Source organism: Pontiella desulfatans (genome assembly GCF_900890425.1).
Taxonomy (GTDB): Bacteria; Verrucomicrobiota; Kiritimatiellia; order Kiritimatiellales; family Pontiellaceae; genus Pontiella; species Pontiella desulfatans.
Window position 1 is genome coordinate 769,490 of the sequence record NZ_CAAHFG010000003.1, and the last position, 14,817, is coordinate 784,306.

9 protein-coding genes are annotated in these 14,817 nt (G+C 55.5%); 4 read left to right on the forward strand and 5 right to left on the reverse strand.

All coding sequences use genetic code 11. The features are described 5' to 3' along the window. The first annotated feature begins 90 nt into the window (after positions 1-90). The 3 genes from E9954_RS24070 to E9954_RS24080 all read left to right on the forward strand — a co-directional run bounded on the left by E9954_RS24070 (position 91) and on the right by E9954_RS24080 (position 6,337). A complete protein-coding gene (locus tag E9954_RS24070; protein WP_136081825.1) occupies positions 91-831 on the forward strand; it encodes a PEP-CTERM sorting domain-containing protein in 741 nt (246 codons plus the stop codon). 141 nt (positions 832-972) lie between these two features. Next, positions 973-2,589 (forward strand): sulfatase family protein, encoded by a 1,617-nt coding sequence (locus tag E9954_RS24075; protein WP_136081826.1) that lies wholly within the window; start codon positions 973-975, stop codon positions 2,587-2,589. Positions 2,590-2,923: 334 nt separating this feature from the next. Continuing rightward, positions 2,924-6,337 (forward strand): CBM96 family carbohydrate-binding protein, encoded by a 3,414-nt coding sequence (locus E9954_RS24080; protein ID WP_136081827.1) that lies wholly within the window; start codon positions 2,924-2,926, stop codon positions 6,335-6,337. Positions 6,338-6,458: 121 nt separating this feature from the next. On the opposite strand, the gene E9954_RS24085 is transcribed toward E9954_RS24080, so the two are convergent. After that, on the reverse strand, positions 6,459-7,700 hold the full coding sequence (locus E9954_RS24085; RefSeq protein WP_136077916.1) for an IS4 family transposase: 1,242 nt from the start codon (positions 7,698-7,700) through the stop codon (positions 6,459-6,461). Between the two features lie 82 nt (positions 7,701-7,782). On the opposite strand from E9954_RS24085, the gene E9954_RS24090 reads away from it, so the two are divergent. Further along, a complete protein-coding gene (locus E9954_RS24090) occupies positions 7,783-9,378 on the forward strand; it encodes a sulfatase family protein (protein ID WP_136081828.1) in 1,596 nt (531 codons plus the stop codon). A 101-nt stretch (positions 9,379-9,479) separates the two neighbouring features. On the opposite strand, the gene E9954_RS33940 is transcribed toward E9954_RS24090, so the two are convergent. The 4 genes from E9954_RS33940 to E9954_RS24110 all read right to left on the reverse strand — a co-directional run bounded on the left by E9954_RS33940 (position 9,480) and on the right by E9954_RS24110 (position 14,742). Next, positions 9,480-9,926 carry an REP-associated tyrosine transposase gene (locus E9954_RS33940; protein ID WP_136081829.1) on the reverse strand — a complete coding sequence of 149 codons (447 nt, stop codon included), beginning with the start codon at positions 9,924-9,926 and terminating at the stop codon, positions 9,480-9,482. 152 nt (positions 9,927-10,078) lie between these two features. Then, the gene (locus E9954_RS24100) at positions 10,079-11,575 is read right to left on the reverse strand and encodes a sulfatase-like hydrolase/transferase (protein WP_136081830.1); all 1,497 of its coding nucleotides are present in this window, start codon (positions 11,573-11,575) and stop codon (positions 10,079-10,081) included. Between the two features lie 108 nt (positions 11,576-11,683). Continuing rightward, a complete protein-coding gene (locus tag E9954_RS24105; RefSeq protein ID WP_136081831.1) occupies positions 11,684-13,249 on the reverse strand; it encodes a sulfatase family protein in 1,566 nt (521 codons plus the stop codon). 11 nt (positions 13,250-13,260) lie between these two features. Then, positions 13,261-14,742, reverse strand: coding sequence for a sulfatase-like hydrolase/transferase (locus E9954_RS24110; RefSeq protein ID WP_136081832.1), 1,482 nt, complete (start codon positions 14,740-14,742; stop codon positions 13,261-13,263). Between the last annotated feature and the right edge of the window lie 75 nt (positions 14,743-14,817).

Sequence of the window (14,817 nt, forward strand, 5' to 3'; positions counted from 1 at the left end):
AATTTTGTTTCGTCTGCATAGTATAAAAACCTGCACAAAATAGGCCGTTTATGATGAAGAGCAGGGGGAATCCGTAAAAAAGGAAGAGAAATGAAAAAGCATGCTGGAACATTAGTTGTTTTCGTGGCGTTGGGAATGGGGGCTGTAGCGATGGCGGGTGTAACTTTGTCGTTCGATAACGATGCGTCCGACTACTATGGCGACTCCAATGACCGTACCTTGGCATTCAACCTCAGTATGGGCTCGCCGAGTGTCATACCCGATAACCTGTCGTTCACCAATGCGTTGGGTATTACCGGTTCCTCCACCGGTGCCGGTTCGGTTGTGCTGACTGCAACAGCGGGATTCGGTTTTACATCGACCAATGCGAGCTGGGATAATACCGACTATGGGACGCTAGGCGGGAACAATACGCTGGTCATGTCGCAGAACAAAGGGACGATCCAGGGCCTGAATCCTCGTGGTGACAGCGAAAAATTTAATCTGAATGAAATCTTATGGTTCGAAGTCAGCGGGTTGGGTGACGGGCAAACCATGGAGCTGTCTGGGTTTACCCAGTTGGATAATAATGCCAACCGCGTGGATTTCTATGTGGGGGATAGCAGCACGATTGTATTGCAGCATGTCGGCATGGTATCCACCAATTATGCCACGGCCTATTCCTTGGAAAACGGCGACCGTTTTGGTTGGGGATGGCGGGATACGGGGAGTGCTACCAGAACCGGTATAACGTCGATCACCTTGGATGTCATCCCGGAACCGGCGACACTCGGTATGATTACTTCGATGGGCATTGGCATACTTTGGGTTCGGCGCAGGTTCACGATCTAGCCCCCACGGAGATACAATGTTGAAAAGGCAGCCGCAGGTGGCCTTTTTCATTTTCAATGATTGGACGTTCGGTGGGAATTTCCGGGCTTTGGAATCGTCTATTCGATAACTTTCAGCGATTGGAAACCTAGAGGGATTCGTATGAAGCGTCGTAATTTCATGAAATGCGTATCGGCTGCAGTAGGCGCGGCCGGGGTGGCCAGCGCCTATAAGCTGACCGTGGTGGGCAAAAAGCCGCCGGAACGGCCGAATATAATCTACATCATTTCTGATGACCAGGGGTGGGGCGATGTTGCCTACTATGGCCACCCGACACTCAAGACGCCCGAACTGGATGACATGGCGGCAGAGTCGCTGCGTTGCGACCGCTTCTATGCCGCTGCTTCGGTTTGCAGTCCCACGCGCGCAACGGTGCTGACCGGGCGCAGCAACTGGCGCATGAACATTACCTCGCCCCTCAATCCCGGCGAGGCCGCCATCCCGTACAGTAACAAGACGCTGGCGGAATATCTTCAGCCGCTAAACTACTACACTGCACACGTCGGCAAATGGCATATTGGGGGATTTGAACAGGCCACTGCGGGGGCGTATTATCGCCCTCCATGGACGTGTGGATTCGATCATTGCCACTCCACCTACAACGTGGTTAACACCGGTGATCCCTATGCCGCACTGGTTGATGACTACAACGCCGCGCAGGCTGGAACGCCGAATGTCGATAAGAACAATATCGTGCATGATATGGACTATATCGAGGACACGGTCCGGCATGACCTCTACTGGGTCTATCCGCCGCCCGCAGGAAAAGAGGCAGAGGCTCTTGGCGGCGCGTGGAACATACCTATAGAAATTGCCAAGGACGATGCGTTTTTACGCAGTGGAAACGATGCGGCCACGACGGGGCAGAAAACCATCGACTTCATTCGCGAGGCAAACCGGCAAAACAAGCCGTTCTTTATCTATTCCTGTTTCCACAGCGTCCATACGCCGCTCTCTGAAATCCTGGAATATAAAGACGATTACGCTGATATCGATCAGACGATCTATGAGGCCTGTAAAAAATATTTTACCAGCCTCACCGCCATGGATTTTGAGATTGGTCGAATTCGTGACGAGCTTCGAACGTTGGGCATTGCCGACAACACCATCGTCGTTTTTTCAAGCGATAACGGACCCAATAAAAAGGACGCGCCGAAAACCTATGTGCCCGGTCTTCAGGGCGGTCGATTCTACTACACTCACATTGGTTCGCCCGGCGGCTACCGAGGCTACAAGCGTGACGAACACGAAGGCGGCCTGCGCGTTCCCGGCATCATTGAATGGCCTGCTGTCATCACCACACCGCGTAGTACCAAATACCCCGTCGTTACCTACGATTTTGTTCCGGCCATGCTGGAGCTGCTCGGCATCGAACCCGAGATGCCGATGGATGGCGACGGCACCAAGCTGCTCAAGCTCTTGCGCAACCAAATTGCCGAAAATCCCAATGGTACACTGGTCAATCCCGCCGATGAGCGCAAGCCGATGGGGTTTAAGGATTCCAAGGACGACGCTTGGATGACACACACTCACAAGCTCGTTCGCACCGACTGGACGGATCTTCCCGGTGGTGCCTATCAGTGGGAACTATACAACATGGTCAACGACGAGTTCGAGGAAACCGATCTCTCTACAACCGATCCAACCCTGCTCAATTCCATGATCGCCGACTGGACTGCCTGGGCGGCCGATGTGCAGAATGATATTGATGATCTTTAAATGGTAGGGAAGGCTCTCCGAGCCGTCCGCCCTGTCGCACCGCCCGCCCGCCGAGCTCGCCCGCCGAGCCATGCCGCCGAGCGGCGCGCCGAGCCGTCCGCCCTGTCGCACCGCCCGCCCGCCGAGCTCGCCCGCCGAGCCATTCCGCCGAGCGGCGCGCCGGGACGGCAAGCCCTACCGCTCCGCCCGCCGAGCCATGCCGCCGAGCGGCGCGCCGGGACGGCGAGCCCTACCGCTGCGCCCGTCGCACCGAGATTCCGAAAGCAAAGCTTTTACCCGTAGAAGAGAATCGGCAACTTCAATTCTCGTCTTATGAGTAAATGAGGAAGCATTGATGATTAAATACACACTATCCTTATGTATATGGTTTGGATGCATTGCGCAGGCATTCGCTTCCAATATCTACGTGGCGACCAATGGGAATGCCGGAGCGACCGGATCGCTTACCGATCCTTTCGACAGCATCCAGGAAGCAGCCGATGCTGCGAATCCGGGGGATGCGGTTTCTATTTGCGGCGGAAAATACCATGAATCTATCACCCTGGACGGTCTCGTAGGCAATTCAACCAACCGCATTGTTTTCCAGAACCACGCTGAAGAAGAGGTCGTCATTGCCGGAACCCTTCCCGTCACGAACGGTTGGACGCAGTGGAGCCAGAATTCCAAGGTCTGGAAAACAACGGTTTCCGAAGATGTGTGGCAGCTATTCGTGGACGGCAAGGCCATGACCGGTGCGCGCTGGCCGAACGTGCAGAAGGACTGGATGGAGCCGGACAGCGGCGACGGCCACAACCCAACTCCGTTCAGCTATTGGGATCAGGAAACCACCTGGGCGAAAATCACAGACGATTCATCGTGGGGACATATGGTGAACGATGATCTGAAATTTGATCTCAGCGGCCAGAACAAAAGTTATGAAGGCGGCATTTTTGTCGGCTTCCGCTGCCTCGCGACCGGGAACGATATTTTCAATGCCCTCATCACGAATCATGTGGCAGGCACTGCAGATCTGCATCACACCAAAGATCCGTATGGGGAATCGCCTAATGAATCGCAACCGGCCGACGGCGCGCGTTATTTCATTGAGGGGCACATCAACTGCCTGGATGCACCGGGCGAATGGTTCTTCGATAAAGGTACCGGCGAACTCTATGTTTGGTTCCGTGACAGCGGATCACCGGTCGGCCGCTATATCGAAGCCAAGAACCAGAACTTTGCGCTAACGCTCACCAATTGCGAATTTCTGGAATTCAACGGCATCAACCTATTCGGCGCGGCGTTCAAGCTCGACGAAACCTACGACACCACGTTTGAAAACTGCAACTTTCGCTATAGTTCCTATCTCAAGAAAATGCTCGGCATCTATCAGGGCGGCGGCGTACAGGATAGTTACTCCGCACCGTTCAATCACACGCTGGGCGGACGCGAACCGGCAAACCTGATCTGGCGCAACTGTGCGTTTTTTGGCTACGAGGGCATCGGTCTCTATATCCGCACCTTTGGAAGTAACCTGGTTGAAAATTGCTGGTTCCATAACGGCCAGTTCGGCCGCACACTCTTCGGTGCGGTCTCCGATAAGAAGGGAGCCGGCACTACGCTTCGCCGAAATACTTTTCATACGCTCGGCCTCGGCAACGCCACCAAGAACGGTCCGCATGGAGTCATTGAATATAATCTGGCCTACAACTTTATGTTTGAGGGCGACTTTTCCGTTTATCAGATTCCTATGCCGACACAGCCGACAACCGAAGTCCGGTATAACTGGGCGTTGAATGGGGCAGGGCGCAACGGCGTCCGGTTCGATGGTGATTATGCCAATACCAACTGCCTGGTCCACCACACCGTTTCCATGAACAATAACCGTGGTTTCCGCATCAAGGGTGACCAGCACCGCGTCTACAACATTACCGGCCTCGGTAATGGTCCCAAGAGCGACATCAATATTGCCCTTGAAAAATTTTACGGCTACGACGAAGACGGCAATATCATCGAAGGCCGCCGCGGCGACTTCCCTTACCACGGCAACGAAAACTCCATCGTTCGCAACATTGCCGGCGATGTGATTGACAACTGGCCGCTCATCCCCACCAATGTTGTCGGCGTCTGGCACGGCAATCTGCTCGGCAAAACCCTGTTCGAAGAACTGCGCGATCCGCTCAATTGGGACTTCCGCCCCAAGGCCGGTTCCGACTTGGAAGATGCGGGCATCGATGTTCCGGGGTTCACCGAAGGTTATGCCGGCACCGCGCCCGATCTGGGTGCCTACGAAACGGGCTGCACCAACTATTGGATTCCCGGCCGCATTTTTCCGCAGGCTTCCGTGCCGATTCCGCTGGATGAAACGCTGAACGCCCGTCCCGATGCCGACCTGATCTGGCAACCGGGGCAGGAGGCGCTGTCGCACGAGGTCTATTTTGGAACGGAAGCCGATCTGCTTGTGTTTCAGACCAATCAGGTGAACAACATCTTTATTCCCGGGGCACTGCAAACCAACCAGACCTACTATTGGCGCATCGATACCGTTACAGGCACCGGCACCACAACCGGCGAGGTGTGGCACTTTACAGTGGCCGATCCCGCCAACCCGACCCCGATCAACCATGCACCCTATTTTACCTCGGTAACTTTCGGTGCCCCCGCCGCCATTGCGGATGCGCCCTACGCGGATTCCATCGCGGGGCAGGCGGTCGATCCCGACGGAGACGCCATCACCTACACTAAATCAGCGGGCCCCGATTGGCTGAACATTGAAACCAACGGCGTGCTCTCCGGAACCCCCGGTGCGATGGATGCCGGCGTTAACACCTGGACGGTGGAAGTGTCCGATGGCAACGGCGCGACGGATACGGGCTTCCTGTCGATCGGTGTCATCCAACGGCTCATCCTGAACTTTGATGTGATGGATGACGCCTATGTGGACGATGCGTATCCAACCGCTAACTATGGGGCCAGCGCGGAGATTGAGCTCCGCACGCCGAACCTGGAAACCAATGGCGCGACGCGGGTGGGCTATATGAAATTCGAGGTGGCCGTGCCGACTCCGCTCATTTCCGCCAAGCTGTGGATTTATAAAGGGACCAACGTGCTCAGTGGCGGATTGAATATTTATGAGGTCGAGAACCATGCGTGGTCCGAGGATTCAATCACCTGGAGTAATCGCCCGGCGCTGACATCAAATCTATTGGGAAGCGCGGTACTGGACGGGAACTGGTTCTGGACCGATGTCACCAGCCATGTTGTTTCGAACGGGACCTATACGTTCGGGCTGGTGCGCGGGCCGAAGATTTCCAATCGCAGTGTCAAAAGCAAAGAAAACGGAACGTCGGCCTATCTCGCTTTGGAGCTGGAGGCCATTCCGGCAAACTCCTATCTGGAATGGGTGTCCGGCACGGTGTCCAACGCGTTGGAGTGGAACCCGAAGGATGATCCCGATGCGAATGGGCTGGATAACCTGTTTGAATATGCGGTGGCCGAAAGGCCAGACCAACAATTCCAAGGTGAAGTCTACCTCTACGCCTACCGTCGGCGAACCGATGCAGCCTCGCGCGGTCTTACCTACGAACTGGAACGGTGCGATAATCTGGTTTCCAATCGTTGGACGACCCATGGAATCAGCGAGGTGGCAAGCGGGCCTGCGGAACCGGGCTTTATCATGGTCACGAACGCGATTCCAATGATTGGAACAACGAATCGCTTTGTGCGGTTGAAAATAGAATTGAGTGCACATTCATCCCATAGGTGGTGCTGACGGAGAGTAAAACCCCGTTTTTGTTAAGGTTTCTGATGTCCGATTCATTTAGTCAATTCCGATTTTTTGTTGAAGGTTAACCATGGTTCCGCGCTTTGTGCATATGGCTGTCCCACAGCTCTTAGACAAACCCCGGCAGATACGCCTGTTCCGGCGCACCCCGTATGCGGCCGGGCGGTTTGGCTGTCCCATAGGAATCCAGCAAGGCGGGCAGGTTCCACCGGCGCCAAAGCACCGCGCGCACAACAGTGAACTGCCGCTTGAAGCTGTGCTCCCATCCGTGCATGAACGCGAGGCAGCGCATCAGCAGGTGGACCAGCAGCCCCATCCAGATCTGCCAGCGCACGGCGTTGGCGCTGTAGCCCAGGAAGTCGGAGAGTTGGAGCGTCTGCTTGATCTCCTTGAAGAACACCTCGATGTCCCAGCGGCAACGGTAGAGTTCGGCGACCGTCCACGCGCTCCACTCCAGGTGATTGGTGATGAAGGCGATTTCGACATCCTTGCCGTTAATCTCGACCAGCGCCACGACCCGGCGCAACTCGCACGGATAGGCTTTCTTCGATGCTTCGACCACCATCTCGATGACCTCGTCGCGCAGGATGCGCTTGTGCCCGGTGGTTTCGAGGGTGCGCACCACCTTGTACTGCATGTTGTCCTTCGCCCGGCCAACCCACCAGACACCGCGCACCGTCAGCTCGAAAAGATGCTTGAACTTGTTGTAGGCCTTGTCGAACACGGCGATTTCACCGGGTTTGAGCTCGGCGCACAGGCTTTGGGTCATCGTGCTGTCATGGTGCTTCGCCGTGTCGATGATGGCGCACCGGGGCAGGAAGCTTTGCAGGTCGAGGCGCAGGTGGCACTTGGCCGCAGCCTTGCGGCGGCGATGCTTCGCCCAGTCCATGCAGTTGGCGACGAGCTGGATCGTGGTCGAGTCCAGCGCATGGATCGTCTTGCTGAAGCGCCGGAGGTATCCGCGCCGAACCTTGCCCTTCGCGAAGCCCGGGACTGTATCCATCAGATGCTTCATCATGCACCAGTAGAGCTCTTCGGCCATGTCCGCGTTGCGGATCTTGTTCGCGTGGCTCAGGTTGTTACGCGACGGAGGAACCGCGCCGCGGATGGTAGAGAGCGCCGCCGCGTTCATCTGGAGCGCGTCGCACACATCGTTGAGTCCGAGTGCATGGGAGAAGTGGGCGTACAGCAAAGAAACCACATGGCTCCACGGCGTGTACGTCCGGCTTTGAATGTCCACGCCATGCTTCTGCGCAAGGCTCGACACCATGTGTCCGGGAATCAGATTGCACAATTGTTTCAAGGTTGTATACCTATGTCCGGCTGGCTTGTGTTTATGTTGTTTTTTCATACCCTCCGAGTGGAGGATTTCAACGGCACATGCCAGCCTTTTTTTTCAATATCTATGGGATGACAATGAATTGAGTGAATAAATGAAACGAAGAGATTTCCTGAGTACGGTTACGGTGGGCAGCGGAGCGATGGCTTTTGCTCGTGGTTCGGCCAAGCGCCCGAATCTGGTTTTTCTGCTGGCCGACGACATGCGGTTTGATGCCTGCGGCTTCATGGGAAATAAGGATGTGAAAACACCGAACCTTGACCGGCTTGCCGATCGGGGCGTGGTCTTTGATCGGGCCTACGACACCACCGCCATCTGCATGGCGAGCCGCGCCCAGCTGATGACCGGGAAACTTGAGTTCAGCACGGGATGCAATTTTGAACATGGCCATATGTCGATGCCGATCTGGGAGGAGTCCTATCCCATGCTGCTGCGTAAGAGCGGCTACTTCACGGGCTTTGCCGGAAAATTCGGTTTCGATGTTGAACCGCAGGGCAAGGCCAAGGGGGCCCATGTGGTGCGGCCGTGTTTTGACTGGTGGGGCGGCTGGATGGGCCAGGGCAGCTATGAGGTGAGTGCCAATAAGGATGCTGTGGCCTGGCACGAAAAACACGCCGGTGAAAAAGAACATACCACGCGGGCGCTCGGTGTGCTCGGGCAGGATTTTATTCAGCAAGCCAACGATTCGGGGAAACCCTTCTGTCTCTCCATCAGTTTTAAGGCTCCGCACACGCCCTATGCGACCGATCCGCGCTATGACGAGGTCTATAACGGGGCTACCTTTGCCAAACCGGAAAACTTTGGCCCGGAGGCCGCCGCGCATCTGCCGAAGCAACCCTTCGCGGGACGACCGCCGACCAAGGGCAAGGGCTGGGTGAAGGATTTTGACGGGACGTCGCGCCAGTATCACCAGATGGTCTATGGCATGGATCAGGCCGTCGGGATGGTGATGGACGAATTGGAAAAACAGGGCGTGGCCGATAATACGGTCATTATCTTTACGTCGGACAACGGCTATTTCAACGGATCGAAGGGATTTGCCGGAAAGATTTATGCGTATGAAGAGGCCTCCCGTGCACCGCTGGTTGTTTTTGATCCGCGCCATCCGAGTGCAGGGAAAAAGCAGCGGGTGGATCAGTTAACCGGGAATATCGACATCGCCCCGACGCTGCTGGATCTGGCAGGCGTCAAGGTCCCATTCGGTATGCAAGGCAAGAGCATGCTTCCCATGCTTGGAAATCCAGGGCATGTCAACCACCAGACGCTTCCGTTGATCAATGTCTGGGGGGCGCGGCCAGCGCATTCGCTCGCCGTCGTTTCCAGGGATTGGAAATATGTGAACTGGTTCTACGGCGCCGATGGGTATGCGCCGACCGAAGAGCTGTATTCCATGCAGCACGACCGCCTGGAAAATCGCAACCTCGCCACCAGCCCCGAGCAACGCCGCACACTCGATGCGCTGAGAAAGCAATACGATGCCTGGCTCGGTGTCTGGGCCCAGGAAGGCGTGCCGAACAACGGCTACCGGAAATACATTAGACTCGCTGACCGTACTTTTGACTGGTCATCCGCCGACCCCGAACTCGTTGAAACCATGGGGGCCATTGATGAAGCTGCGCGGAACGGTGCCGGCAAAAAAGTGAACGAGAAGAAGGCGCAGAAGAAAGCCCGAAAAAAAGGCATGGGGTAGGGAAGGCTCTCCGAGCCGTCCGCCCTGTCGCATTGCCCGCCCGCCGAGCCATTCCGCCGGGCGGCGCGCTCGGAGAGCGGGCCCTACCGATATTTCCATTTTTACTCGTCGCGAAATGTCCATGCGTACGGCCACTTTTCGGGAGCATCAACCAAGCTGGCCCGAACGGGATTCATGCGGATGTAGTGTGCTTTTTCCACGAAACTTTCGTCTTTCCGTAATCGGTGGTCAAAGAAATCGCGCTGCCACTGGATTCCTTTCATCCGGGCATTATACCGCTTCCATGTTGAGATGGATTTTTGCATTCCAATGGTTGGGGAAAAGGAAAGGATTGCATGTAGGTGGTCGGGCATTAAAACTAAGAGGTGAACCCATAGATCCCCGCGTGTTTGGTAGAACAGCAGCGAATCTTTGAGAACGGTGGCAGTTTCCGGTTGGCAGAGTTGGTTGGTTCCCCGGGGCGTGGTGCAGATGGTAATGAAGTATTCCGAACCGTCCGTAACCCACGAAGGAATTCCGTGCGGCAGGATTTTTCGTTCGGGAAGCATGGATAGGATGATGTGTTTGTGGACTTGTTAGCGCAAGGTTAAATCAGGGCAGTTTCAGGTGGTAGGGAAGGCTCTCCGAGCCGTCCGCCCTGTCGCATTGCCCGCCCGCCGAGCCATTCCGCCGGGCGGCGCGCTCGGAGAGCGGGCCCTACCTAATCGGTTTCGTCGTACACCTTGTAGTCGGCGTGGTTGTAGAGTTGCTTTTCTTTGATGTTGAATTTGTTCAGCTCGATTTCGATCCACTTTTTTCCATCCTTGGAACTCCAGAATGGATGGTCTTTCGGCAGATGCGGCGGCAGGCTGTCGATCACATCGAACAGTTTCTTTTTTGCTGCTGCGTGTTCCGGATCCTTGTCGGCGCGGACATAGTTTTCGCGGAATCGCCCTTCGCCGCAATAGTAGAAGCGCCCGTCGGGTTTATCGTAGAACGGCGCACGTGCTTCGAGCAGGTGGTGTTTGGTGCGCAGCACCTGAACGGGGCCGGTGTAGGCATAGATCCAGTCCCGGTGCGTTTTGCTCTTCCCCGTCAGGAAGGGCAGCTGGCTTTGTCCATCAAATTCTACATCGCTTTTCACGCCGCCCATGTCGAGCAGGGTCGGCGCGATATCGGAAAAGTCCGTCAGTTCGGCGGTGATGCCGATTTTTTTAACGCCGGGGCCACAGACGACAAAAGGCACATGCACGCCGCGCTCCACGCCGCGGTCCTTGGCGGTGGATGCGGTTCCGTTGTCAGCGCAGAAGATAAAGTAGGTGTTATCATAGATGCCCAGTTCTTTGGTTGTGGCCACCATCTTGCCGATGAGTTTATCCATATATTCGATCAGGTTGATGAAACGCTCGGCCTGCGCTTTTTCATACGCACCAATGACCTGGTTTTTTTCTTCTTTGGACATCCCTTTAATGTTGGGCTTCTTCAGTTCGATGTCCATCGGCGCGCCGGCGTCCGGTGTGGTGGAATAGGGCCCATGCGGAATGGCGGTGGGCCAATAGGCCACAAACGGATTTCCTGCCTTCGCGTTGCGCTCCATAAAGTCGATCAGGAAGTCACAGCGCTGATCCGGGCCGAAGTCATTTTTGGTGACGTCGACATAGTCCCCGTTCTGGATCATCGATGAATACCAGTAGCGTTCATCGTCGAGCTTGATATCCTCGCGCCGCCCGTCGGCAATCACGTCGATTCCGAAATGATCCTTGATTTTGGAGGGCCCGTAATACATGCAGTATTCATCGAAGCCGGAGACTTCCTCCCAGGGTTCGCTGGAGACATGCCATTTCCCGGCCACAGCGGTTTTGTAGCCGCCTCCCTGCATCAGTTTGGCCCAGCTGGGAAACTTTTCAAACAGGTTGCGCTTCGAACCGTCCAGCCAGATGTTATTGCGGTAGGCTCCGCTGTGGTTGGCATAAACGCCGGTCATCAGCAGGGCGCGCGAAGGTCCGCAAATGGCCGGAGCAAAGGCGGTCTTAAACTGCACGCCTTCCTTCGCGATGCGATCGATGTTCGGGGTCTGTGCCGTTCCGGGCTGACCATAGCACGAAAACATATCGGCGCTGACATCGTCGGCCAAGATGAGTACGATATTCGGTTGGGTCGCCATCGAGATTGTAACGAAGCCGGACAGGAGGATGGATGCTAGCAGTGTCTTTTTCATAATATGGTTCCTGGGTTTTAGGGTAGGGATGGCTCTCGAGCCGTCCGCTCTGTTGCCGAGCCTGCCCGCCGGACTGTTCCAGCGGGTGGCGCGCTCGGAGAGCGGGCCCTACCTTTTCTTTTCCTCCGATTTTTTCTTTTTCCTTTCGCCCTCGGCTGGGGGCGGCGCACCCGTCTTGACGGCGGAGCCGCCGGGCAGTTGGTTGGAGGAGAGTTTGATCGATTTCATTTCGTCGACCAGTTTCTTTTCCATCTGTTTACGAACCTCGGCATATTCGGGGTCGTCGAAAACGCTGACCATTTCGTTCGGGGCTTTTTTCAGGTCGAACAGGTCGGAGCCGATGACATCGGAGGCTTTCTTTCCGACATAGTGCAACAGCTTGTAGTCCTTGGTGCGGACGCCGTAATGCCGCGGTGTGGAGGAACTGTAGAAATAATAGATGGTGGCTTCCCGTTTCCAGGAGGCTTTATCGTCCTGCAGCAGTTTGCGGAAGCTGTATCCGGACATTTCTTCAGGGATTGGAAGGTTTGCGTAATCGATCATGCTTTCCGCAAAATCGACGTTGTTGACGACTTCGTCGACCACGGTTCCGGGTTTAATCTCTTTCGGATATTGGATGATCAGCGGCATGCGCATGGCTTCATCCAGGCCGAGGCGTTTGTCGAAAAAGCCGTGCTCTCCCATAAAGAAACCCTGATCGCCGGTATAGATGATTACGGTATTTTCCAGTTCCCCGATTTTGGCCAGATGATCGATCAGTTTTCCGACATTTTCATCCACGGCCGCGATACAGCGCAGGTAATCTTTGGCGAGATCCTGATAGGCCGCTGAGCGGATTTCCTTTGGATCAGAAAGGTGGGAATAATCTTTATTTCCATTTGGGTTGCCGCCTTTACCCTTCTTGCCTTTTTGCTGCCAAAGGGATTGGCTCATGGCGAGGTCTTCGGGGTTATGGATCTTGGCCCGGTTTTTCGCGACGCCTTCGGCAAAACGGTTTTGATAGTCATCGTGCAGGGTGGGCGGTTCCGGCAGGGTTATACCCTTGAACAGATCCTTGTGCCGTTCAGCATACTGCCAGGGGCCGTGAGCCGCCTTAAAGTGGCACATCGCAAAAAACGGACGGGAAGGATCGCGCTTATCGATAAACTTAATGGTCTCATCGGCGGCAACATCGACGGCGTAGCCTTTGAACGAACGTTTGCCTTCGGGCGCTCCGTAGCCGGGATTGAAGTAGGATCCCTGCGAGAGCGATACCGCATAATCATCAAAACCAAGCAGGTTGTTGCCATGCAGATGCCACTTGCCGTAGACGCAGGTCTGGTAGCCGCCCTGTTGCAGGACCTTCGGCAGTGAAGGGAAGTCTGCTACGTTCAGGTGCTCACGGAGGGTATAGACTCCGTGTTCATGACTGTACTGTCCCGTGATGATGGTCGAGCGGCTGGGCGCACAGAGCGAGTTGATGGCAAAGCAGTTTTTAAACAAAGCGCCGTCCTTTGCCATCTGGTCGAGGCGCGGTGTGGGGCAATGGTCTTTTATAAAACTGTTGTAGCAACCGATGGTGTTGGCATCGTGGTCGTCGGACATGATGAACAGGATGTTGGGTTGTCGGGCCTGGGTATTGATGCATACCGCGCCCGCAATCAGAGCGAATGCAAGAATGTACTGTTGTTTCATAATGATGATCCTTAATCCCGGTCCAGAGCTTCGTCGTAGAACTGAAAGTCCTTGTGGTTATGTAAATGTTTGCCGGCCGCTCGCGGATCTTTCCATCCGGTCAGCCAATCTGCGGCCCTCTGATCCTGGAAATACGGGTGTTCGTTGGTAATGTTCGGATATTTTGCCATGGTCTTTTCAAAGTAGGCGCGCTGGCTGGCGTGTTCAGGATCGTTGTCGACGCGTTTGTATCCCTTGCCGAAGCGGTGATTGCCGCAATAGTAAAAGCGGCCGTCCGGTACATCGAGGATGGGGTTGACCACTTCGAGCATGTGGGTTTTGGTTCGCATCAGCTGTGAGGTTCCAGTGCACGCGAAGATATAATCGCGATGGGCATCGCTCGCACCCGACAGGAAGGGTTTCAGGCTCTGTCCGTGCAGTTCATAATTTTCCGGCGGTGTTCCACCTGCATAGTCGAGCAACGTTGGAAGAATGTCGGAAAAGTCAGTCAGCTCATCGGTGGTTCCGCGTTGTTTGACGCCGGCGCCTTTGGCAATGAACAGGACATGGCATCCGCGCTCGACACCGCGCGATTTTGCGATGCTCGCGGTTCCGTTGTCGGAGCAGATAATGAAGACCGTGTTGTCGGCAATGCCGAGTTCATTGACCTTCTGTTCCACTTTGCCGACAAGAATATCGATATAGTCGTTCAGGGCGCGGAAGCGGTTGCGGTCATCCGCTTTGTCTTTGTCCATGGTGCCGGGTTTTCCATAGATTGGACAGGTGGGCGAACCCTTACGTGTTCCGTGCGGGGCGACGCATGCCCAGTAGGCCAGGAAGGGTTTATCTTCCTTCACCTTGCGCTCCATGAAACCGTTGAGGAAATCGACGGAAATATCGGGGCCGAAGTCACCCTTGTTCGGCGGGCGGTAGTTACCGTTGATGACGAAACACGGATCCCAATAGCGCGAGGGCGTTTTTTCGTCTTCCCACAGTCCGGTGTGTTCGGGTTTATCCGGTAGTTGGCCGAGTTCTTTCGGGCCTTCCCATAGGCAGTATTCATCGAAACCGACGTGTTTGTGGTGCGGGGCTTCGGCGGAACCCACGTGCCATTTTCCGACGACGGCGGTGGCATAGCCCTCCTGCTGCATCAGTTTTCCAAAGCTGTGATGGTGTTTAAACAGGTCGTTGGTTCCATCTTTTTGCGGGACGGCAAAGCCGTTGTACCAGAAGCCGGTGGTGGTGGCATAGCGTCCCGTCATGATCAGTGCGCGCGATGGTGTGCAGACGGCCGATCCCCACGCGGTGCGGAACATGACCCCTTCTTTCGACCAGCGGTCGATATTCGGCGTTTTGGCATCCTTGCTTCCATAGCACCCGTACATTTCGGGGCTGACGTCATCGAGCATAATCAGCACAATATTGGGCTGCCTGGGCTTAGCGGCCCGGGCAGCGGGGAGCGCTGCTGCGGTGGCGAGCAACGCGCCGGATCGGAGTAGATTTCTTCTGTTCATCAATTTTCCTTGTGGTAGGGAAGGCTCTCCGAGCCGTCCACTCTGTCGTACGGCCCGTCTGTCGAGCCATTCCGC